General features: G+C 70.0%; 21 protein-coding genes, 4 tRNA genes and 1 pseudogene. 9 read left to right on the top strand and 17 right to left on the bottom strand.

Features of this window, described 5'->3' with window-relative positions:
* The 4 genes and pseudogenes from AWC24_RS19760 to AWC24_RS19745 form a co-directional block, all read left to right on the top strand.
* Positions 1-438, top strand: a pseudogene (locus AWC24_RS19760) (transglycosylase family protein); the annotation flags it as partial.
* Between the two features lie 231 nt (positions 439-669).
* Positions 670-1,275 carry a TetR/AcrR family transcriptional regulator gene (locus AWC24_RS19755; RefSeq protein WP_163705400.1) on the top strand — a complete coding sequence of 202 codons (606 nt, stop codon included), beginning with the start codon at positions 670-672 and terminating at the stop codon, positions 1,273-1,275.
* Positions 1,272-1,553, top strand: a complete 282-nt coding sequence (locus AWC24_RS19750) for a hypothetical protein (protein WP_085088430.1) — start codon at positions 1,272-1,274, stop codon at positions 1,551-1,553. The genes AWC24_RS19755 and AWC24_RS19750 overlap by 4 nt, the downstream gene beginning before the upstream one ends.
* On the top strand, positions 1,550-3,073 hold the full coding sequence (locus tag AWC24_RS19745) for an acyl-CoA dehydrogenase family protein (protein ID WP_085088427.1): 1,524 nt from the start codon (positions 1,550-1,552) through the stop codon (positions 3,071-3,073). The genes AWC24_RS19750 and AWC24_RS19745 overlap by 4 nt, the downstream gene beginning before the upstream one ends.
* A gap of 57 nt (positions 3,074-3,130) precedes the next feature.
* Here the strand turns inward: AWC24_RS19745 and AWC24_RS19740 are convergent, their stop codons facing one another.
* Genes AWC24_RS19740 through AWC24_RS19725 form a run of 4 tightly spaced genes read right to left on the bottom strand, consistent with a single transcriptional unit; the run spans position 3,131 to position 4,721 of the window.
* Positions 3,131-3,568, bottom strand: a complete 438-nt coding sequence (locus AWC24_RS19740) for a molybdenum cofactor biosynthesis protein MoaE (protein WP_085088424.1) — start codon at positions 3,566-3,568, stop codon at positions 3,131-3,133.
* Positions 3,565-4,047: a MogA/MoaB family molybdenum cofactor biosynthesis protein gene (locus AWC24_RS19735; protein WP_085088421.1), complete on the bottom strand. Its 483-nt coding sequence runs from the start codon at positions 4,045-4,047 to the stop codon at positions 3,565-3,567. Before AWC24_RS19735 ends, AWC24_RS19740 begins: the two co-directional genes overlap by 4 nt.
* Positions 4,044-4,517: a cyclic pyranopterin monophosphate synthase MoaC gene (moaC, locus tag AWC24_RS19730; protein ID WP_085088418.1), complete on the bottom strand. Its 474-nt coding sequence runs from the start codon at positions 4,515-4,517 to the stop codon at positions 4,044-4,046. Before moaC ends, AWC24_RS19735 begins: the two co-directional genes overlap by 4 nt.
* Positions 4,518-4,523: 6 nt before the next feature.
* Positions 4,524-4,721, bottom strand: a complete 198-nt coding sequence (locus AWC24_RS19725; protein WP_041317158.1) for a hypothetical protein — start codon at positions 4,719-4,721, stop codon at positions 4,524-4,526.
* A 54-nt stretch (positions 4,722-4,775) separates the two neighbouring features.
* On the opposite strand from AWC24_RS19725, the gene AWC24_RS19720 reads away from it, so the two are divergent.
* Both AWC24_RS19720 and AWC24_RS19715 read left to right on the top strand, forming a co-directional pair.
* Positions 4,776-7,058 carry a helicase-associated domain-containing protein gene (locus AWC24_RS19720; RefSeq protein WP_085088415.1) on the top strand — a complete coding sequence of 761 codons (2,283 nt, stop codon included), beginning with the start codon at positions 4,776-4,778 and terminating at the stop codon, positions 7,056-7,058.
* A 30-nt stretch (positions 7,059-7,088) separates the two neighbouring features.
* On the top strand, positions 7,089-8,741 hold the full coding sequence (locus AWC24_RS19715; protein ID WP_085088412.1) for a DNA repair helicase XPB: 1,653 nt from the start codon (positions 7,089-7,091) through the stop codon (positions 8,739-8,741).
* A 6-nt stretch (positions 8,742-8,747) separates the two neighbouring features.
* On the opposite strand, the gene AWC24_RS19710 is transcribed toward AWC24_RS19715, so the two are convergent.
* The 3 genes from AWC24_RS19710 to AWC24_RS19700 are packed head-to-tail and all read right to left on the bottom strand — an operon-like array spanning position 8,748 to position 12,411.
* Entirely contained in the window at positions 8,748-9,038 is a 291-nt protein-coding gene (locus tag AWC24_RS19710) for a hypothetical protein (RefSeq protein ID WP_085088455.1), read from the bottom strand.
* A gap of 14 nt (positions 9,039-9,052) precedes the next feature.
* Entirely contained in the window at positions 9,053-11,185 is a 2,133-nt protein-coding gene (locus AWC24_RS19705; protein ID WP_085088410.1) for a 3-hydroxyacyl-CoA dehydrogenase NAD-binding domain-containing protein, read from the bottom strand.
* A gap of 14 nt (positions 11,186-11,199) precedes the next feature.
* Positions 11,200-12,411 carry an acetyl-CoA C-acetyltransferase gene (locus AWC24_RS19700; protein WP_085088407.1) on the bottom strand — a complete coding sequence of 404 codons (1,212 nt, stop codon included), beginning with the start codon at positions 12,409-12,411 and terminating at the stop codon, positions 11,200-11,202.
* Between the two features lie 194 nt (positions 12,412-12,605).
* Between AWC24_RS19700 and AWC24_RS19695 the strand changes: the two genes are divergently transcribed.
* Positions 12,606-13,808: a pyridoxal phosphate-dependent aminotransferase gene (locus AWC24_RS19695; protein WP_085088403.1), complete on the top strand. Its 1,203-nt coding sequence runs from the start codon at positions 12,606-12,608 to the stop codon at positions 13,806-13,808.
* Here the strand turns inward: AWC24_RS19695 and AWC24_RS19690 are convergent.
* Complete coding sequence (locus AWC24_RS19690; protein ID WP_085088401.1) at positions 13,795-14,247, bottom strand: SRPBCC family protein; 453 nt, start codon at positions 14,245-14,247, stop codon at positions 13,795-13,797. The genes AWC24_RS19695 and AWC24_RS19690 overlap by 14 nt on opposite strands.
* A gap of 55 nt (positions 14,248-14,302) precedes the next feature.
* On the bottom strand, positions 14,303-14,746 hold the full coding sequence (locus tag AWC24_RS19685) for an SRPBCC family protein (RefSeq protein WP_085088398.1): 444 nt from the start codon (positions 14,744-14,746) through the stop codon (positions 14,303-14,305).
* Here AWC24_RS19685 and AWC24_RS19680 point away from each other — a divergent pair.
* On the top strand, positions 14,745-15,176 hold the full coding sequence (locus AWC24_RS19680) for a DUF732 domain-containing protein (RefSeq protein ID WP_234807446.1): 432 nt from the start codon (positions 14,745-14,747) through the stop codon (positions 15,174-15,176). The two genes, AWC24_RS19685 and AWC24_RS19680, sit on opposite strands and share 2 nt — an antisense overlap.
* Before the next feature lie 11 nt (positions 15,177-15,187).
* Here the strand turns inward: AWC24_RS19680 and AWC24_RS19675 are convergent, their stop codons facing one another.
* The 4 genes from AWC24_RS19675 to AWC24_RS19660 form a co-directional block, all read right to left on the bottom strand.
* A complete protein-coding gene (locus AWC24_RS19675; RefSeq protein ID WP_085088392.1) occupies positions 15,188-15,976 on the bottom strand; it encodes a chymotrypsin family serine protease in 789 nt (262 codons plus the stop codon).
* Between the two features lie 81 nt (positions 15,977-16,057).
* Positions 16,058-16,131: transfer RNA gene (locus AWC24_RS19670), tRNA-Phe, on the bottom strand.
* Between the two features lie 29 nt (positions 16,132-16,160).
* Positions 16,161-16,234 (bottom strand) — tRNA-Asp (locus AWC24_RS19665).
* A gap of 32 nt (positions 16,235-16,266) precedes the next feature.
* Positions 16,267-16,339: transfer RNA gene (locus AWC24_RS19660), tRNA-Glu, on the bottom strand.
* Between the two features lie 134 nt (positions 16,340-16,473).
* Here AWC24_RS19660 and AWC24_RS19655 point away from each other — a divergent pair.
* Positions 16,474-16,546: transfer RNA gene (locus AWC24_RS19655), tRNA-Lys, on the top strand.
* Positions 16,547-16,608: 62 nt separating this feature from the next.
* On the opposite strand, the gene AWC24_RS19650 is transcribed toward AWC24_RS19655, so the two are convergent.
* Genes AWC24_RS19650 through AWC24_RS19635 form a run of 4 tightly spaced genes read right to left on the bottom strand, consistent with a single transcriptional unit; the run spans position 16,609 to position 21,065 of the window.
* On the bottom strand, positions 16,609-17,523 hold the full coding sequence (locus AWC24_RS19650; RefSeq protein WP_085088389.1) for a class I SAM-dependent methyltransferase: 915 nt from the start codon (positions 17,521-17,523) through the stop codon (positions 16,609-16,611).
* A gap of 43 nt (positions 17,524-17,566) precedes the next feature.
* The gene (locus AWC24_RS19645) at positions 17,567-18,907 is read right to left on the bottom strand and encodes an amidohydrolase family protein (RefSeq protein ID WP_085088386.1); all 1,341 of its coding nucleotides are present in this window, start codon (positions 18,905-18,907) and stop codon (positions 17,567-17,569) included.
* Positions 18,901-20,121 carry a CoA transferase gene (locus AWC24_RS19640; protein WP_085088383.1) on the bottom strand — a complete coding sequence of 407 codons (1,221 nt, stop codon included), beginning with the start codon at positions 20,119-20,121 and terminating at the stop codon, positions 18,901-18,903. Before AWC24_RS19640 ends, AWC24_RS19645 begins: the two co-directional genes overlap by 7 nt.
* Positions 20,121-21,065, bottom strand: coding sequence for an enoyl-CoA hydratase/isomerase family protein (locus AWC24_RS19635; RefSeq protein WP_085088380.1), 945 nt, complete (start codon positions 21,063-21,065; stop codon positions 20,121-20,123). Before AWC24_RS19635 ends, AWC24_RS19640 begins: the two co-directional genes overlap by 1 nt.
* Positions 21,066-21,091 lie beyond the last annotated feature (26 nt).

Below are 21,091 nucleotides of genomic sequence, written 5' to 3'. Positions count from 1 at the left end.
CCCGCCGAGGACGCCCCTGCGGCGGCTCCCGCGGGATGGTTGCCGCCCGCTCCGGAGGCTCCCGCTCCCGAGGCCCCGGCACCCGAGGCTCCCCCGATCGCCGAGGACCTGCCGCCGGCACCCGAGGCACCGGCCCCCGAGGCGCCCGCCCCCGAGGCACCGGCACCCGAGGCCCCGGCACCCGAGGCTCCCCCGGTTGCCGAGGATGTCCCCCCGCCGGCACCCGAGGCACCCTGGTGGATGCCGCAACCGCCGGAGGCTCCCGCTCCCGAGGCGCCCGCGCCCGGCGACGAGCCGGGCCCGGCCCCCGAGGGTGAGAAGGCGCAGGCTGTCTCGGTCGGCTTCCACCAGCAGCTGTGGCAGGCCATCCGGGCGGAGAACGTCAGCGGCAACGAGGCGCTGGCCGCCTTCGCCCAGCAGCCCACGCGCGTCGTCTAGCGACTACACGACAAGAGGGGGCCGGTTCGCCGGCCTCCTCTTTCGTATCTGCGGGTCGCCCCCGTCTGACCGGCGCCCTGAGCGGCGCTGACCGATACACCGCTCAACAGTGCAATCAGCACTTCCCGGGTCACGATCGGTCGCAGGTTGAAAACCCGGCCAGCCGCGACGGTTGAAGAATGAGATTTGTATGGTAGACAAACAACTATGGTTAGAATCGACTCTGCTCGGGTGCCGCTTATTGATGCGCGTCACCGAGTACGAGCGACCCGAGAATCGGGCGCCCAGACCCGCGGGACGTTGCTCGACGCGGCTTGGCGTCTGTTCGAGGTACGCGGGTTTGCCGCCGTATCGCTCGGTGCGATCGCCGCTGCCGCTGATTGTTTCCCGAGTCAGATCACCTACTACTTCGGGACGAAGGATGCGTTGTTCGCCGAGGCGGCTTGCCGCGAGATCGTGCGCTTAGCCGAACGCATCGAGGAGGTGGGCGCCCAGGCGCGGTCGCCGCAGAGCTACTCCCGGGCGATGGCGACCGAGGCGCCGGCGTCACCGGCACTACCGGCGTTCTGCGAGACCCTGTTGATCGCACGGCGCAATCCCGATGTGCAGCAATTGGTGTCAGCCACGCTCGAGCAGCTCCGCCAGGAAGGCGCCCGCGCAATCGAGGAATTATGGTCGCGCAAGGGCTGGCGGCTGACCACACCTCCCCAGGCGATCTCCCGGGTCATGTGGGCGACCGCGCTGGGGCTCGCTCTCGAGCAGGCCGGTACCGGCATCCCCATTGATCCCGTCGCAGCCGAATCCGCGATCGCCGCTGCACTGGGGAGCGATCGATGATCCCTGGCACCGACCCGGGCGTGGCGCATATTCCCGATACCAAAGCCGACGACTGGTACGCCCCCGACAGGCACGCGCAGTTTTTACTTGGACGCAGCCTCCATGGCGCCGAGGCGGCCGTCGCCTCGGCCGCGCTGGCCGAACTGGGGCGGTTGGTGCCGACCGTCATCGAGCTGCTGGTGGTGGCGGCCGACCGTCATCCGCCGCGTCTGCATCAGTACAACCGGCGCGGCGAGCGGATCGACGAGGTCGAGTCCATCCTGCCTACCACGAGGTGATCCGCATTGTGCTCGGGTTCGGCGTCGTCCGGGCCGCGCACCTGCCAGGCTGGCGCGGGCTGGAGCGGCCGGTGTCGAAAACCCTGCTGCTGTTGATGTTCTACGAGTTGTTCCAATCCGACCTCGCGATCACCGGTTGCCCGATCGGCGCGATCAGCGGCCTGGCCGGCACCTTGAAACGCCACGACCCACAGCTGGCGGAGCGATTCGTGCCGGGTCTGTGCGACGAGACCGGCAAGCACCTCACCGCGGCAATGTTTCTCAGCGAGAAGGCCGGAGGTTCTGACGTCGGCGCAAACGAAACGATCGCCGTGGCAACCGGTGACGGAACCTGGCGCCTGTTCGGCGAGAAGTGGTTCGCCTCCTGTCCGCACAGCGATCTCGCACTGGTGTCGGCGCGACCCGAAGGTGCCGGACCCGGCAGCCGGGGGCTGGGGTTCTTCCTCGTGCCCCGCACGACACCGGACGGTGAGCGCAACGCGATCCGGATCCATCGCCTCAAGGACAAGTTCGCCAGTAGGTCCATGGCGACCGGCGAGGTCGGCCTCGACGGTGCGTTCGCCTGGCCGGTCGGCGACATCTCGCAAGGAATGAAGCAGGCACTGGACTTCGTGAACATGAACCGGGCAGGCGTCGTAGCCGCCTGCGCAGGCGCGATGCGCCGGGGAGTATTCGAAGCTCTCGAATACAGCAGGCACCGAATCGCGTTCGGTCGGCCGCTGATTGAGCAGCCCCTGATGTGTGACATGCTCGCCGAACTCGTCGTCGACAGCGTCGCCGGGCTCAGTTCGCTGGTCTACCTCGGCGAAATCCTCGACCGTGCCGAGACCGGCGACACTACTGCGGCGAGCCTGGCCCGAGTGCTCACGGGGCTGTTCAAGATGGACAGCTGCGAGCGGGCCCGCCGGCACGCCAGCGACGCCGCCGAGGTGCGCGGAGCCAACGGCCTGGTCGAGGACTGGCCCGACGCTCGCATGATCCGCGATGTCCACTACCACTCGATCGGTGAAGGCCCAGCAAACGTGATGGCGCTCAGCACGCTGGGGGCCATCGCAGGCGGTCACGCCGCGGCGTTCTTCGCAGACGTGACGACCCGCGCCGAAAACGCTTACGGCTCCATTCCGCTTGCGCCGCTGGCCGCATTCATCTTGGACGAATCACATCGGGTGGCCGCCGATATCGCCGCGCTTGCCGGTATCGATCCCGACGCGGCGCAACTGGGAGCGCGGCGCCTTACCCGGCGAATGGCCGAAATCGCGATCGGTGCGCGTCTGCTTGAGGAGGCACGAGCCCAGGCGGACGAGAACGGCAGCGGCCGATTGACCTGGATCGCCGCCCGCTACATCGCTCGGGTCGGTGGTGGCGAGGTGATCAGGGCCGTCGCCGACGACCCCGGCTGGCTGCCCCACGCTGAGGCACTGCTGGAAGGCAGGCACGTCCCGTTGCATGTCGGCGAGCAGGCCGCCACGCTGGTGGCCGACGCGTTGCGGCAGGTGCGTCGGACGCAACCAGCTGACTGATGCGCCCCGCGCTGCGGGAGCGAATCGCCACGGTATGTGCGAGATGCCCATCCGAGCTCAGGCCGAACCGACCCACTCCTCGGTGCCGTCGGCGAAGAACTGGTGCTTCCAGACCGGCAGCCGTTCCTTGACGGTGTCGACCAGTCGCGCGCAGGCCTCGAACGCCTCCCGGCGATGATCGGCGGCCACCGCGGCGACCAGCGCGGCATCGCCGATGTGCAGCACGCCGACCCGGTGGCTGGCCGCGACCGCGCGGATCCCACGGGCCTGTTCGGCGATCTCGCCGAGCACCTCGGCCATCACCTGTTGCGCCGACGGGTGCGCGGAATACTCCAGCCTCCTCACCTGCCGGCCGTGGTCGTGGTCGCGGATCATGCCGACGAACCCCACGATCGCGCCGGCGGCCCGGTGGCCCACCAGGTCCTCGTGTTCGCTCAGCACGATGGGCTCCTCGGTGACCGCCGCCCGCAGCACCAACACGCCGGTGGATGTCATCGGTCGTGGTCCCCGCCGGCGAGTTGGTCCAGGGCGTGGTCGAGCACGTCGGCGAGCACACCGAGCCCGTCGCGCACTCCCCCGGTCGATCCGGGCAGGTTGACGATCAGCGTCCGCCCGGCCACCCCGCACACGCCGCGGGACAACACCGACGTCGGCACTTTGGGCAGCCCGGACCGGCGGATGGCGTCGGACAGGCCGGGAATCTCGTAGTCGAGCACCGCGGCAGACTGCTCCGGGGTGTCGTCGGTCGGCGAGATACCGGTCCCCCCGGAGGTGATGACCAGATCGACCGGCGCTGCCACCGCGGCCCGCAATGCCGCGCCAACGGCTTCACCGTCGGGCACGACCTCCGGTTGCGCCGGCGCGAAGCCGCGCTGCGTCAGCCATTCGGCGATGATCGGCCCGGTGCGGTCGGTGTACACCCCGGCCGAGGCGCGGGTGGAGGCGATGATGACGTGGGCGGTCCGGGCGCTCATCCGCGTTCCCAGGAGCCGGTGCGGCCGCCGTCCTTGCTCAGCACCCGGATGTCGTCGATCACGGCGGCGCGATCGACGGCCTTGATCATGTCGTAGAGGGTCAGTGCCGCCACGCTCACCGCGGTCAGCGCCTCCATCTCGACCCCGGTGCGGTCGGTGGTGCGTACCGCGGCGGTGATGTCAATCCGGGATTCGCCGATGGTGAAGTCGACGTCGACCCCGGTGAGGGCCAGTTGGTGGCAGAGCGGGACGAGGTCACTGGTGCGTTTGGCCGCCATGATTCCCGCCACCCGGGCGGTGGCCAGCGCGTCACCTTTGGGCAGCCCCCCGGCCGAGATCAGCTGCACCACGTCGGCGGTGGTGCGCAACACGCCGCCGGCGACCGCAACGCGCTTGGTGGTCGCCTTGGCGCTGACGTCAACCATGTGGGCCGCGCCCCGTTCGTCGAGGTGTGAGAGCGGCCCGGTCATCCTCGCCTACCGGTTGACGACGGTGACCGGATGCAGGTAGGGCAGCTCCTCGGACGGGAGCGGGAAGACCAAGCTCCCGAACGGCGACAGGGCACCGGCCCGGTCGGTGCGCAGCTCGCTCACGGCGGGTTCCCCGTCGGTCTCGGGCCACCCGTTGTCGACGTACCGATTCTTCTTGTCCTGGTTTGCAGCCACGGCGTCCATTCTGACAGGTCGCGATCGGCGACGCTCACCGGTCGGGCCTTACGCTGGTCGTCGATGACCGAACACGCCCGGGGTGTGCCGCTGGGATCGTGGCTGGCCGACCTGCCCGACGAGGGTCTGATCCGGCTACTGGAGCTGCGGCCCGACCTCGCCCAACCGCCGCCGGGCAGTATCGCCGCCCTGGCGGCGCGAGCGCAGGCCCGCCAGTCGATGCGGGCGGCTACCGACGAGCTGGATTTTTTGCGGCTCGCGATCATCGACGCGCTGCTCGTGCTGGAGGCCGACACCGCCGCGGTGCCGGTGGCCGACCTGCTGGCGCTGATCCGCGACCGGGCACCCGCCGACAAGGTGCACGAGGCGTTGAACGACCTGATCGAGCGGGCATTGTGTTGGGGGTCGGGGCAGCCCGACGGTGCGCTGCGGGTGGCCGCCGAGGCCGGTGCGGGCCTGCCGTGGCACCCGGGCCAGGTCACCCAGGAAGATCCCACCCGACGCGGCGACCAGATCGCCGAGGCCGTCGCGGCCCTCGACGCACCGCAACGCGACCTGCTGGACAAGCTACTGGCGGGCTCTCCGATCGGCCGCACCCGCGACGCCGCCCCCGGGGCACCTCCGGAGCATCCGGTGCCGCGGCTGCTGGCGGCGGGCCTGCTGCGTCGTGTCGACGACGAAACGGTGATCCTGCCGCGGTTGGTCGGGCAGGTGCTGCGCGGCGAGCAACCCGGCCCGGCGGCTCTGCGAGCACCCGATCCGGTGGTGTCGCAGACCACCGCGGCCGACGTCGACGCGACCGCTGCCGGCGCGGTGATCGACCTACTGCGCGAGCTCGACGTCATCCTGGCCAGCCTGGGCGAGATGGCGGTGCCGGAGTTGCGCAGCGGCGGGTTGGGCGTCCGCGAGGTCAAGCGACTGGCCAAGACCACCGGCGTCGATGAGACCCGGCTGGGTCTGCTGCTCGAACTGGCGGCCACCGCCCGGCTGATCGCCTCCGACTACCCCGACCCGGCGACGGTCGACCAGCGGGAGTGGCCCGACGCCGACGGCCCCTACTGGGCGCCGACGGTGCTCGCCGACCGGTTCGCCGAACAACCGACCGCCGAGCGCTGGCAGCTGCTGGCCGCCACCTGGCTGGAGCTGCCGGCCCGGCCCGGCCTGATCGGCAGCCGCGGCGCGGACGGTAAGCCCCGGGCGGCACTGTCCACGCCGCTGTTCTCCACCGCCGCCCCGCTGGATCGCCGGCTGCTGCTGGACATGCTCGCCGAGCTGCCCGAAGGCGCCGGGGTCGACGCCGTCTCGGCATCGCAGGCACTGGTCTGGCGCCGGCCGCGCTGGGCCAACCGGCTGCAGCCCGGGCCGCTGGGGGAACTGCTCGATGAGGCCCACGCGCTGGGGGTGCTGGGCCGCGGCGCGATCAGCACTCCGGGACGGGTGCTGCTGGCGGGGCCGACCGACGACCCCGCACCCGCCGTCACCGCGATGACCCGAGCGCTGCCCGAGCCGATCGACCACTTCCTGGTACAGGCAGATCTGACCGTAGTGGTTCCCGGGCCGCTGAAACGGGGGCTCGCCGAGGAACTGGCCGTCGTCGCCACCGTCGAATCAGCCGGCGCCGCGATGGTGTACCGGGTCTCCGAACAGACCATCCGGGCCGCCATGGACGTGGGCCGGACCGGCGCAGGGCTGCAGGCGTTCTTCGAGAAGCACTCGAAGACGCCGGTGCCGCAAGGACTCCGCTATCTGATCGACGACGTCGCGCGTCGGCACGGTCAGCTGCGGATCGGGATGGCGGCGTCGTTCGTGCGCTGCGAGGATCCGGCCCTGCTGGCCCAGGCGGCCGCGGCCGCCGAGGCACTCGGTCTGCGGGTGCTGGCCCCGACGGTGGCGGTGGCCCAAGCCCCGATCGCCGACGTGCTGGCGGCATTGCGTGACGCCGGTTTCGCGCCGGCCGCCGAAGACGCCACCGGGGCCATCGTCGATATCCGGCCGCGCGGCGTGCGGGTGCCGACGCCGGCCGAGCGCCGCGGCCATCGGCCGGTAGCCGGGCCCAGCAGCGAAAGCCTCACGTCGCTGGTCCGGGTGCTGCGCACGGTGACGTCGGCGCCGTTCGACAACATCCGGCTGGAGCCGGTCACCGCGATGATCATGTTGAAGCGGGCCGCGTCGGAGGGCTCCACGGTGCTGATCGGCTACGTCGACGCCGCCGGGGTGGCCACCCAGCGGGAGGTCTCCCCCGTGCTGGTCCGCGGCGGCCAACTGGTGGCGTTCGATTCAACCTCCGGCCAGATGCGGGACTTCACCATCCACCGCATCACGTCGATCTCCTCGACCGAACAGTGAGTTTGTCGGGCCCTTCCGGATAATGGCCGCATGAGCACTAACGGGCCGTTGATCGTCCAATCCGACAAGACCGTGCTGCTCGAGGTCGACCATGAGCAGGCCGGCGCGGCCCGCGCCGCGATCGCGCCGTTCGCCGAACTGGAGCGAGCCCCCGAGCACATCCACACTTACCGCATCACCCCGCTGGCATTGTGGAACGCCCGCGCCGCCGGGCACGACGCCGAGCAGGTAGTCGACGCGCTGGTCTCCCACTCCCGCTACGCGGTCCCGCAGCCGCTGCTGGTCGACATCGTCGACACCATGGCCCGCTACGGGCGGCTGCAGCTGACGAAGAGTCCGGTGCACGGCCTGACCCTGGTGAGCCTGGACCGCGCGGTACTCGAGGAGGTGCTGCGCAACAAGAAGATCGCCCCGATGCTCGGCGCCCGCATCGATGACGACACCGTGGTCGTGCATCCCAGCGAGCGCGGCCGGGTCAAGCAGATGCTGCTCAAAATCGGTTGGCCCGCAGAGGATCTGGCCGGCTACGTCGACGGCGAGGCGCACTCGATCGAGCTGTGTCAGAACGGCTGGCAGCTGCGCGACTATCAGGAGATGGCGGCCGACTCGTTCTGGTCGGGTGGTTCGGGGGTGGTGGTGCTGCCGTGCGGCGCCGGCAAGACGCTGGTCGGCGCCGCCGCCATGGCCAAAGCGGGTGCGACCACCCTGATCCTGGTCACCAACACCGTCGCCGGCCGGCAGTGGAAACGCGAGCTGATCGCGCGGACCTCGCTGACCGAGGACGAGATCGGCGAGTACTCCGGCGAACGCAAGGAGATCCGGCCGGTCACCATCGCCACCTACCAGGTGATCACCCGGCGCACCAAGGGCGAATACCGGCATCTGGAGCTGTTCGACAGCCGCGACTGGGGGCTGATCATCTACGACGAGGTGCATCTGCTCCCGGCGCCGGTGTTCCGGATGACCGCCGACCTGCAGTCGCGGCGCCGGCTGGGGCTGACCGCCACACTGATCCGGGAGGACGGCCGCGAGGGTGACGTGTTCAGCCTGATCGGGCCCAAGCGCTACGACGCGCCGTGGAAGGACATCGAGGCCCAGGGCTGGATCGCGCCGGCCGAATGCATCGAGGTGCGGGTCACCATGACCGAGAGCGAGCGGATGACCTACGCGATCGCCGAGCCGGAGGAACGCTACAAACTGTGCTCGACGGTGCACTCCAAGATCGCGGTGGTGCGCTCGATCCTCAAACAGCATCCCGGCGAGCAGACCCTGGTGATCGGCGCCTACCTCGATCAGCTCGAAGAACTGGGCGAGCAGCTCGACGCCCCGGTGATCCAGGGCTCGACGCGCACCGCCGAGCGCGAGAAGCTGTTCGACGCGTTCCGCAAGGGCGAGGTCTCCACCCTGGTGGTGTCCAAGGTCGCCAATTTCTCCATCGACCTGCCCGAGGCCTCGGTGGCCGTGCAGGTCTCTGGCACCTTCGGGTCTCGACAGGAGGAGGCCCAGCGGCTGGGCCGGCTGCTGCGCCCCAAGGCCGACGGCGGTGGCGCGGTGTTCTATTCGGTGGTCGCCCGCGACAGCCTGGACGCCGAGTACGCCGCGCACCGGCAGCGGTTCCTGGCCGAGCAGGGCTACGGCTACATCATCCGCGACGCCGACGATCTATTGGGACCGGCGATCTAGTGTCCGTCAGCCCCCACAAGGGTTGGCCGGCAGCAACATCATCAGCGGCCACAGCAGCACTCCGGCCACCGTCGCCACCTCGTAGAGACTGTTGGGCGGTATGCCGAACTGGTCCTCGGCCCGTGTCTGCAGGATCTCCACACCGTCGGGGCGCAGGAACAGGCACACCACCCCGATGATCACGTAGACCAGGCCCAGCCACAGCGCCGTCTCCAGCAGCTTCCCGACGGTGATGCTCAGCCGGTAGTCCAACAGACGCGAAATCCCCCGAAGCCAAGAGGGTTCGGGGGATGTCACGACCAACAGACTAACTACAGCAGCGAGGACGGCGGGTTGAACCGGTCGCCGTAGCGGGCGGCCAGTTCCTTGGCCCGTGCCACGAAGCCGGCCTTGCCGCCGGGATAGCCGACGATGAACTGGTGGGTGCCGCCGGTCCACGGCGGGAACCCGATGCCCATGATCGCGCCGATGTTGGCGTCGGCGGTCGAGGTCAGCACACGTTCGTCAAGGCACTTCTGGGTCTCGAGCGCCTCGGCGAACAGCATCCGGTCGATCATGTCCTGCAGCGGCGGGGTGGAGCTGCCCGAGTTGAAGGTCTCCCGCAGCCCCGGCCACAGCCCGGTGCGCTTGCCGTCGACGTATTCGTAGAAGCCGGCACCCGACAGGCGCGACGGGCGACCGATCTCGATCATCTTGTCGACGACCTCTTCGTTGCGCTGCTTGTCGAGCGTGCCGCCGGCCGCCTCGATGCCCTCGCGGGTGGCGTTGGCGATCTTCTGCATGAGCTCCAGGTTGAGCTCGTCGCAGAGCTGCAGCGGAGCTGCCGGGTAGCCGGCCTGCAGACCGGCCTGCTCGATGCTGGCCGGCTCGACACCCTCACCGAGCATCATCAGCGCCTCGTTGACGAAGGTGCCGATGACGCGGCTGGTGTAGAAGCCGCGGCTGTCATTGACCACGATCGGGGTCTTCTTGATGGCCAGCACGTAGTCGAACACCCGGGCCAGTGCCTCGTCGGAGGTCTTCTCGCCCTTGATGATCTCCACCAGCGGCATCTTGTCGACCGGCGAGAAGAAGTGGATGCCGATGAAGTCCTCCTGGCGCTTCACGCCGGTCGCCAGACCGGTGATCGGCAGTGTGGAGGTGTTGGACCCCAGCAGCGCGTTCGGCTCGACGATGTCCTCGATCTCCTGGAATACCTTGTGCTTGAGGTCCTGGCTCTCGAACACCGCCTCGATCACGAAGTCGACGCCCTTGAGGTCGGCCGGGTCACCGGTCGGGGTGATCTTGTCCAGCAGCGCCTTCGAGCGCTCCGCAGTGGTGCGACCCCGCTCGACGGCCTTGGCCTCCAGCTTCTCCGAGTAGCCCTTGCCCTTCTGCGCTGCCTCCAGGGAGACGTCCTTGAGCACCACGTCGTAGCCGGCCTTGGCCGACACGTAGGCGATGCCGGCGCCCATCATCCCGGCGCCGAGCACACCGATCTTCTTGATCGGGGTCTGCCCGATGCCGTCGGGCCGGCTGCCGCCGCCGTTGATGTGCTGCAGGTCGAAGAAGAACGCCTGGATCATGTTCTTGGCGACGTGGCCGGTCACCAGCGACACGAAGTAGCGGGTCTCGATGCGGCTGGCGGTGTCGAAGTCCACCGCCGCACCTTCGACCGCGGCGGACAGGATGGCCCGCGGCGCGGGCATCGGAGCACCCTTGAGCTGCTTGCGCAGCAGCGCCGGGAACGACGGCAGGATTGCCGCCAGCGACGGGGTCGACGGGGTGCCGCCGGGCATCTTGTAACCCTTGACATCCCAGGGCTGCACACCGGCGTCGGGGTTGGCCTTGATCCACGCCTTGGCGGCGGGCACCAACTCCTCAACGGTCGGCAGCACCTCGTCCACCAGGCCGATCTCCTTGGCCTTGGCGGGTTTGAAGCGGGTGCCTTGGGCCAGCACGTTCATGAAGGCGTTCTGGATGCCCAGCATGCGCACCGTGCGGGCGACGCCGCCACCGCCGGGCAGCAGGCCCAGGGTGACCTCGGGCAGGCCGAGTTGGCTGCCCTTGGCGTCGGCGGCGATGCGCCTGTGACAGGCCAGCGCGATCTCCAGCCCGCCACCGAGAGCGGCGCCGTTGATGGCGGCGACAACCGGCTTGCCCAGGGTCTCCAGGGCTCGCAGGTCGGCCTTGATGCCCTCGCACTGCTCGAAGACCGCCTGGGCGTCGTCCGGGCCGACGTGGATCATCGCCTTGAGGTCGCCACCGGCGAAGAAGGTCTTCTTCGCGCTGGTGATGACCACACCGGTGACGGAGTCCTTCTCCGCGACAAGGCGTTCCACGGCGTTGTGCATGGATTCGCGGTAGTGCTCGTTCATCACGTTGGCCGACCCGGTCGGGTCGTCCAGGGTCAGCGTGACGATGCCGTCAGCGTCCTTGTCCCACTGGATGGTGTTCTCTGCCATTTTCAAAAACCCTCTCAGACGCGCTCGATGATGGTGGCGACGCCCATGCCACCGCCGATGCAGAGTGTGATCAGCGCGCGGCGGGCACCCCGGCGCTCCAGTTCGTCGACCATGGTGCCGGTGATCATCGCGCCGGTGGCGCCCAGCGGGTGGCCCATGGCGATCGCGCCGCCGTTGACGTTGAGCTTCTCGTCCGGGATGTTCAGGTCCTTCTGGAACTTCAGCACCACGGAGGCGAAGGCCTCGTTGAGCTCGAACAGGTCGATGTCATCGACGGTCAGCCCGGCGCGGTCGAGCACTCGCTGGGTGGCCGGGGTGGGGCCGGTGAGCATGATGACCGGGTCGGCGCCGCTGGTGGCGGCCGCCACGATGCGCGCCCGCGGGGTCAGCCCCTGCTCCTTGCCGACCTTCTCGGAACCGACGAGCACCAGGGCGGCGCCGTCGACGATTCCGGAGCTGTTGCCGCCGGTGTGCACGTGGTTGATCTTCTCGACGAAGTGGTACTTCTGCAGCGCCACGTCGTCGAAGCCGCCCATGGCGCCGACCCCGTCGAACGCGGTCTTCAGCTGACTCAGGCTCTCCACCGTGGTGCCGGGCCGCATGTGCTCGTCGTGGTCGAGGACGACCAGGCCGTTCTGGTCGCGCACCGGGACCACGGACTTGGCGAAGTAGCCACCCGACCAGGCCGCGGCCGCCAGCTCCTGGGAGCGCGCCGCGTAGCGGTCGACGTCCTCGCGGGAGAAGCCCTCGATGGTCGCGATCAGGTCGGCGCCGATGCCCTGCGGCACGAATCCGATCTCGTAGTTGGTGTCAGGGTCAGACGCCCAGGCGCCGCCGTCAGAACCCATCGGCACCCGGCTCATCGACTCCACACCGCCGGCCAGCACCAGGTCATCGAACCCGGCCTTGACCTTGGCGGCGGCGGTATTGATCGCCTCCAGACCCGACGCGCAGAACCGGTTGAGCTGTACGCCACCGGTGGTCTCGGGCATCCCGGCGGCCAGCATCGCGGTGCGGGCGATGCAACCGCCCTGGTCGCCGACCGGCGACACCACGCCGAACACGGAGTCGCTGATCTGGTTGACGTCCAGGTCGGGGTAGCGGCTACGCAGTTCGTTCACCAGGCCGACAGCCAGGCTGACCGGCTTGATCTCGTTCAGCGACCCGTTGCGCTGCTTACCGCGCGGAGTGCGAATGGCCTCGTAGATGAAGGCTTCTTCGGACATGGCTGGAATTCCTCTTCGGTTGGGATTCGACACGGATTTTCGATTGCGTCTGCTCGGAGCGTAGACCTCTGATCGCCACCCTAACAGGACGGCCTATCAACCGGATGGTTGGGCCGCGCGCGACGGTGGCGCACCGCGACGGCGACGTGCGGATACCGCGGCCGAACACACCGCGGCTTCTAAGCTGGCTGGTTATGACGGTGTCGCGGTTACGGCCCTATGCCACCACGATCTTCGCCGAGATGTCGGCGCTGGCCTCGCGGATCGGCGCGGTCAACCTCGGTCAGGGTTTCCCCGACGAGGACGGGCCGCCGGCCATGCTCGAGGCCGCCCGGTCCGCGATCGCCGACGGCGTCAACCAGTACCCTCCCGGCCCCGGCATCGCCGCCCTGCGGGACGCCGTCGCCGGCCAGCGCAAGCGGCACTTCGGCATCGACTACGACCCGGAGACCGAAGTCCTGGTGACCGTGGGAGCCACCGAGGCCATCGCGGCGGCGGTGTTCGGCCTGGTCGAGCCGGGCTCGGAGGTGCTGTTGATCGAGCCGTTCTACGACTCCTACTCACCGGTGGTGGCGATGGCCGGGGCGCGGCGGGTCAGTGTGCCGCTGGTTCCCGACGGCCGCGGCTTCGCCTTGGACGTCGACCGGTTGCGCCAGTCCATCACTCCGGCGACCCGGGCGCTGATCGTCAACTCGCCGCACAACCCGACCGGCGTGGTGTTCACCGAATCCGAGCTGGCCGCGATCGCACGCATCGCGGTGGAGGCCGATCTGCTGGTCATCGCCGACGAGGTCTACGAGCACCTGGTCTACCCGGGTTCTGAGGGCCGGACGCATCAGCCGCTGGCCGGTTTCGAGGGGATGGCCCAGCGCACCGTCACCATCTCCAGTGCGGCGAAGATGTTCAACTGCACCGGCTGGAAGATCGGCTGGGCCTGCGGGCCCGCGGAGCTGCTGGCCGGGGTGCGAGCCGCCAAACAATATCTGAGCTATGTCGGCGGTGCGCCGTTCCAGCCGGCGGTGGCGCTGGCGCTGAACACCGAGGACGCCTGGGTGGCGAACTTGCGCGCGACGATGCAGACCCGCCGGGACCGGCTCGCCGCCGGGTTGGCAGGGATCGGCTTCGAGGTGCACGACAGTTTCGGCACCTACTTCCTGTGCGCCGATCCGCGTCCGCTGGGCTATGACGACAGCACGGCGTTCTGCGCCGAACTGCCGCACCGGGCCGGGGTCGCGGCGATTCCACTGTCGGCGTTCTGCCCGCCCCCGGGCGAGGCGACCGCACCTGACGTGTGGAATCACTTGGTGCGGTTCACCTTTGTCAAGCGCGAGGACACCCTCGACGAGGCGCTGCGGCGTCTGGAGGTGCTGCGCGAGGGGCCGGTCAGGACTCGGTAGGCGCCCGGGCGCCCATCACCTGCTGCCGCAACCCCTCGGTCGCGGTATCCAATACCAGCTTGCTGGCGCGCCGGACCAGGAACGCCGGGATCGGCCCGGACGGTTCGACGGTGATGTCGAAGCGCACCCGGGTGGTGTCCGGGCCCTCCTTGGTGAGGGTGTACTCGACGTGCTGGGCGCGCTGCTGGATTGTCGCCTTGGCATCCCAGACCACCCAGTCCGGCCCCCAGTGGTATTCCAGGATTTCCTTGTCCACCAACCCCAGAACCTTGATGGTGGCGCGCACATGGTGCGGGCGGCCGTCCGCGTAGGTGTCGAGGATCTCCACCCGCTTGTGCACCGGTGACCACGCCACCAGGTCGGCAACATTGGCGAGCGCGTCGAGGATCTTCTCCGGCGGCGCGTCAATCACAATTTCCCGCGATGCTCGAACAGCCACTACATCGAGCCTAGCCCGGCAATCGATCCCGGGCGGGCTTTGGACGAAACGGGGGTCAGCCGCCCTTTTTGATCTTGAGCACCTGCGTGCGCAACCCGTCGGTGGCGGTCTTCATGCCGCCCTTGAGGGTGTTCTTGAGCAGGAAGCCCGGGATCGGGATCGACGGGTCGACCGCCATGTCGAACCGAACCTTGGTCGCCTCGCCCTGCGGCGTCAGGGTGTACTTGGCGTCCTGCGCCTTGAGCTGGCCGGCCGACACCAGCGTCCAGCCGACACTGTCGGCGGTCCAGCTGTATTCGACCACCTGCTCGTCGGTCAGACCGGCCGCCTTGATCCGCATCCGAACCCGGCGGGGCCGGCCGTCGTCATGGGTGTCGAGCACCTCGGCGCTTTGGTACTGCGGCGACCAGGACGGCACGGACTCGACGTCGGCGAGGACGTCGAAGATCTCCTCCGGGCTGGCTTCGATGACCACTTCGCGGGAATCCTTGACTGCCATGGCTGGCACGATAGCCAGCCGTGCGGTGGCGCGCGGGGATTTACGCCGTACCCGGATGTGTCTCGTCCGGCGAGCCCGCGGTGGCACCATGGAGGTCATGCATGTGACCGCGCGCGTCGCCGCGCCCCTGCTCGCCGCCACGGCGCTGGTCGCGGCGCCCGCCGCCCACGCCGACGACGCCAGTTATCTGGCGAAGGTCAACGCCTCGCCGGTGGCGATCCCGATCGCCGATGACGTCAAGGTGACGTCGGGCCACTACGTCTGCGCCCTATTGCGGATGTACGGGCACACCGGCACCTACCGGTCCGGGCTCTCGCCGGGAGACGTGGTGCGCCAGCTGACCAACACGTTCTATTACAGCCCCGAGGCGGCCGACGTCCAGATCGCCGCGGCGCAGTCCGAGCTCTGCCCGGAGACGTTGCGGCCCTGAGGTTTTGAGCGCTAGCCGAGGCCGAAACCGGCACCCGGGCCGCCCTTGGCATTGACGTCGTCGAGGATCTCCTTGAACATCACGACCCCCGGGCCGGACTGGTCCAGCGGTGCGACCGGGACGGATCCGTCGCGGACCATGCCGACGAGCAGGTTGTCGATGGTGATCGGTGAGCCGTCGTCACCGCGTTGCCACCACTCCTCGCCGACGGAATCCAGGCCGGCGGGAACGACGTCGAAGCAATTGAGCCCGGACCCCCGGCCGAGTTTGCAGGCCCGTTTGGCCGCGACGGCTTCGGGCACGGCGGGTTCCGGGCTCGCGGGTGCTGGGTCGGCAGGTTCCGGGCTCGCGGCTGCCGGGTCGGCAGGTTCCGGGTCGGCGGGCGGCGGCTCGGCAGGTTCCGGACCGGCGGGTTCCGGGTCTGGCTGCCAGAGACCGAAGATCCCGAAACCTTCGTAGTCGGCGATCGGCTTCACCTTGGCCGGCTCGAAGTCGATCACGGCATAGACGAGCGTGTCGTCGGCGGCCACGACCGTGCCGACAACCCCGCGCTCTTCTGCGCCCTCGGCGACCACCGGCGATCCGGGCCCGCCGCAGTGGGCCGAGGTGAAGCCGATCAGCCGGCCGGCGCTGTCGTGGCCGATGGCGGCCAGGGTGCACAGCGTGTCGTCGTTGAGCACGATCGCCGCGCCGCCGCCGAGCAGAATCTTCTCCCCCGCTGCGGCGCTCATCGGCGGTGCGGCCACGGCGATCAGTGCGGCGGCGACCGCGACGGTCAGCCGGGGGGATGCGCGGTGCACGGTGGCACAGTCTATGGCCCGGCGACTGTTCGGCCAGTAGTACCGCGGCGAGTCGGCTTAGTATGAGCAGCCAAACTGAAGTGGCCAGGGCCGGGATCGAACCGGCGACCTTCCGCTTTTCAGGCGGACGCTCGTACCAACTGAGCTACCTGGCCGGAAGGCACGTATGCCTCGCCGTATAAAGCGACCCTGACGGGACTTGAACCCGCGACCTCCGCCGTGACAGGGCGGCGCGCTAACCAACTGCGCCACAGGGCCTTGCTCTTCGCTCCGCGTCGCCGCGATACGAGTACCCCCTACGGGATTCGAACCCGCGCTACCGCCTTGAAAGGGCGGCGTCCTAGGCCGCTAGACGAAGGGGGCCAGAACCGAATCTCTCCGGGGACTCGCAACGTGGTCACGTTGGGAGCTTCGCTAGCTTAGGGCACGGTGGGTCCTTTCCTCAAACGCGGCCCCCATCGGCAACGGCCGGCAAGGCAGTATTCTGTTCCGGCACGGCCCCTATAGCTCAGTTGGTAGAGCTACGGACTTTTAATCCGCAGGTCGCAGGTTCGAGCCCTGCTGGGGGCACCGTCGCGCCGCTTGTCGGTGGCGTCACCGTCGTATCGCCGCGTCGTCCGCTGTGACGTTTTTCATACCCCCGCGCCGGGCAGCACGGCGCTCAGATAGGTCAGATCGCCGAACGCCACCGCAAGGGCGTCATCGCCGTACTCCAAGCCGGCCTCGGAGTAGAGCTCGGTGACCTGCCGGCCCGACACCGTCCAGCCGGCGTGGGTCAGGTAGTCGACGATGTGATTGCGCTCGCCGTGGTAGATCAACTCACCGAAATCCACGTCGCACCCCACGGTCTGCATCTTCTCCCGGTGCTCGCGCCACTCCGGGCCGGCGAACACCGAGGTGTCCCGGATGAACTCACAGGCCAGCCTGCTGCCCGGAGCACTGAGCGCGGTGACGGTGTCGAACAAGGCGTCCTGGGCCTCTGGCTGCAAATAGATCAGCAGGCCCTCAGCGCTCCACACGGTGGGCGCGGCCGGGTCGAATCCGGCGGCCTTGAGCGCGGCCGGCCAGTCCTCGCGTAGGTCGATGGCGACGGTGCGGCGCTCCGCGGTCGGTTCGGCACCCAGGCCGGCCAGGGTGTTGGTCTTGAAGTCGATCACCTGCGGCAGGTCGACCTCGTAGACCACGGTGCCCGCCGGCCAGTCCAGCCGGTAGGCACGCGAGTCCAGCCCGGCGGCGAGGATGACCGCCTGGCGGATGCCGCTCTGCGTCCCGGCCTGGAAGTGCTGGTCGAAGAACCGGGTCCGGATCCCCATGCCGTGTCCCATCCGGACCGGGTCGAAGTCGTCGCCTTCGGGCAGCGTGACGTCGCCGTCGATCAGCCGGGTGAAGAAGTCGATGCCGACGGCGCGCACCAGTGGCGCCGCGAACGGGTCGTTGATCAGCTTGTCGGGCCCGTCGGTGGCCAGCGCGCGCTGCGCCGCCACCATGGTCGCGGTCGCCCCCACACTGCTGGCCAGGTCCCAGCTGTCACTGTCCGTACGTGTCATCTCGTGCCTTCCGAATTCTCAACCGACAAACTATCTAGATAGGCTACCGAATGTTGTGGTGCGCGTGCACCACGGTGCCGGCGACGATCGTCGCCGCGACCAGGCCGGCGTCCAGCGCGGCCGGATCGCCGTCGAGCACACACAGGTCACCGGGCTCGCCCGGGCTGACCGTGCGCGGTATCGCGGGCCGGTCGGGACGACCGGTGAACATGGCCAGCGCGGCGCGAGCCGTGACGCGCTCGGCCGGACCCAACACGGCGCCGCCGGCAGTGGTCCGGTGCACCGCGGCCCGCATGGCCGCCCACGGGTCACCGTCGCCGAACGGGGTGTCGGTGGAGAGCGCCACCGGAATACCGTTGTCCCGCAACGACGCCAGCCGCCACAACTCATGGTGCCGGTCGGGTTCGATCTCGGCCAGGTAGTCGTCGCCGCGTTCGGCGATGAAGTTGGGCTGGGTGACCACGATGATGCCGAGCGCGGCGAGGTCGGCCAGCCGGTCGTCGGGCACCACCGCGGCGTGCTCGATCCGATCGTCGCGGTGGGCGCCGGCGGACTGCCATGCCGCGATCGCGACGGTGAGCTGGGCGTCGGTGACGCAGTGCAGCGCCACACCGTGATCGCGACCGTGGTAGTCGCACAAGGCTTTCACCAAGGCATCCAGGTTCAGCCGGGCGTCGTCGAGGATGATCTTGGCCGGCCCAAATGTGATGCCGGGCGCCGGGGCGGTTCCGGCCGGCGCCATGCAGTGCAGTCGCTGCAGCAGCTCCCCGCTGCGGTGGGCGGCGGCGAACGCGGCGATGTCGGCGTCGGTGTGACCCGGGGTGGCGTCGGTGATCCCGGTGACGCCGCGGGCGGCCAGCTGCCGGCTCAGTCGCCGCAGCGACGGCTCCCGGCGCAAAAGCTCCGGCCCCGGATCACCGTGGGCCCGCAGCAGCCTGCCGTCGGGGTGATCGGCCCGATCGATGCGGGCCAGCCCGGCGGAGTTGAGCACCCACAGCGCGCCGCTGCGATGCGCCACCCGCACCGGCACCTCGGGCGAGAGCCGGTCCAGCAGTGCGGCGTTGAGTTCTCCGGCCACCGATTCGTGGTAGCCGTAGCCACGCACCCAGCCGTCGCGATCGGCCGTCGCGGCCCGTAGCGCGGCGGCCAGCTCGTCGAGCGTGCTCACCTGCGGCGGACCCAGGCACACCGAGTCCAGCGCGGCGGCCGCCGACCGCAGATGCAGGTGGTGATCGTGCAGCCCGGGAATCACGGTGGCGTGGCGCGCGTCCAGCACGTCTTCACCGGGGCGGTCCGCCAGACCCGGCGCGACCTGTTCGATGGTGTCGCCGAGCCGGATGTCGACCAGCGAGCCGTCGAGCAGCACCGCCCGCTGGATCAGCACCGCGACGCCGCATTCACCAGTTCGCCGACCCGGGCGTTGTCGGCTCCCAGCCGGGGGCCGGGGCCGGCGATGCGCGGGCGGGCGGGCGGTGACACCGGGTGGTCGCCGGCGCGATGCAGCGGCAGCGCGGCGTAGCGGGCGGCGACGGCGGCCAGCGACAGCGTGATCACCTCGCCGCCGCCGCGGGCCAGCGAGTCGAGCACCGCGGCGGCGGCTTCGATGCCGGTCAGCGGGTCGGCGATGGCGTCGGCGCAGAACACCGGGTCCGCGGCCCCGTCGAAGCCCACCAGCCCGCCGGCGACCGCCGTGTCGTCGCCGAACCCCGGCGGTTCAGCGAGGCTCGACGAAGGAGAGGCGAAGCTGGGACCGCCGTATGAACCGGGCGCCTCGCCGCCGTGCGCGGTGGTCTGCAGCCACACCCGCCCCGGCCGGCCCGCCACGTCGAACGGCCCGAGACCCCGGCGGTTCAATGCCGCCGGACGTGAACCTTCCAGCACCACGTCGGCGGCCCCCAGTAAGCCGGCAAGAACAGCAGCATCGCGATCGAAATCGACTGCACAGGAAAGCTTTCCATGGTTCATCCAGTCGAAGAACGCACCCGGCCCCGCGCGGGTGCCGTCCGGGCGGGACGGGCTTTCCACCTTGATGACGGTGGCGCCGGCCTGCGCCAGCAGCTGCCCGCACAGCGGGCCGGCCCACAGTGAGGTCAGGTCGACGACCAGGGCACCGTGCGCGCCGCGGGCCGGACCGCTAGGTCCGACCCGGCGGATCAACGGCGGCGCGGGCGCGGTCTCCCCCAGTGCGGCGGCGGGCAGATCGAGCAACCGCGCCCGCTCGACGACCTCGGCCACCGGTCGCCGCGAAGCCCACCCGGCAACGGCCGCCCACGGCTCCGGGCACTCGGCCTCGACGAGGGCGGGTACGGCGTCGATGTCGTCGGCGCGCGACAGCGTGATCGCCCACCAGCCGTCGGCGGCGGCCAGCAACCGGGAGGCGCCCCCGGCCGAGACGCGCCCGGCGCGGCGGAAGCCCAGCAGCCCGGCGCGCCCGGCGAGCAGCGTCGCGGCGTCGGCGTCGACACCGGTGGCGTCGGTCAAGCGGCCCAGCACCTGCGTGGCGTGCTGCAGCACCGCGGCGCGGGAGAGATCCGGGGGGCCGTCGGGCTGCCCGGTCAGCCAGGCCAGTCCCGACGCAGCCCAGGCCGCGCCGCTCATCAGGGGCTCCCGACCTCGTCGACCAGCCCCCATCGCAGCGCGGTCGGCGCGTCGATGGTGCGTCCCGACAGGATCAGATAACCGGTGCGCCACCGTCCGATGCGGCGGGTGATGCTGACGGTGCCCCCGGCGCCCGGGATCAGCCCGAGGTTGAGTTCGGGCAGACCCAGCACCGTCTCGGGGTGTGCCCGCACTCGGCCGCAGAAGGCCGCCATCTCCAGTCCGCTGCCCAGCACCTGACCGTGCACCTGGGCGCGGCAGCGCGCGCCGAGCCGGGCGGTCAGCGCGTCCAGCGCCAGCGCCGGGCTGTAGCGGGTGCGGGCCAGGTGCGCACTGGCCACATCGGTGAAGCCGCCGAACTCCGCCAGGTCGCCGCCGCTGCAGAAGGAGCGGCCGGCCCCCGAGAGCACCACCTCGTCGATCGAGGTGTCGGCTTCGGCGACGGCCAGCCCGTCGAGCAACGCGGCGCGCATCGTGTTACTGAAGGCGTTGTGGCGCTGTGGCCGGTTGAACCGCAGCAGCAGCGTGTCGCCGTCCCGGTCGATCAGCACCGGCTCGCTGGTGTCGGGCACGGTGGCCGGGCCGCGCTCGGCCAGCCAGCCGGCGAACTCCGGGCCGGCCTGCAGCACCGAGTAGGCCAGTGATTCGGTGATCACGCCGGGCCGCGCCGGCGCCGCCGGGTCCACCGCGCGCAGCACGTCGTCGCAGATCGTGGCCGCGTGCGGCCGGCGCCGGCAGTGATCGGCGATGCCGGCGAGCGCCTCGGCCACCGATCCGACGGTGATGACCCGGCGATCCGTCGCCTCGGCCTCGGAGAGGGTGAAGGTGGCGCGCTGCAGCCAGTGTTCGGCGTGCGCGGTGTCGAAGCGGCTGCCCGTCGCGATGATGATCCCGGCGCCGGGCTCGGCGTCGGGGTTGCCATCGAGGTCGACCACGCTGATCATGACGCACGTCAGCGTACCGATGGCGG

Source organism: Mycolicibacter senuensis (genome assembly GCF_002101885.1).
Taxonomy (GTDB): domain Bacteria; phylum Actinomycetota; class Actinomycetes; order Mycobacteriales; family Mycobacteriaceae; genus Mycobacterium; species Mycobacterium senuense.
This window is presented reverse-complemented; position numbering and strand designations above follow the sequence as displayed.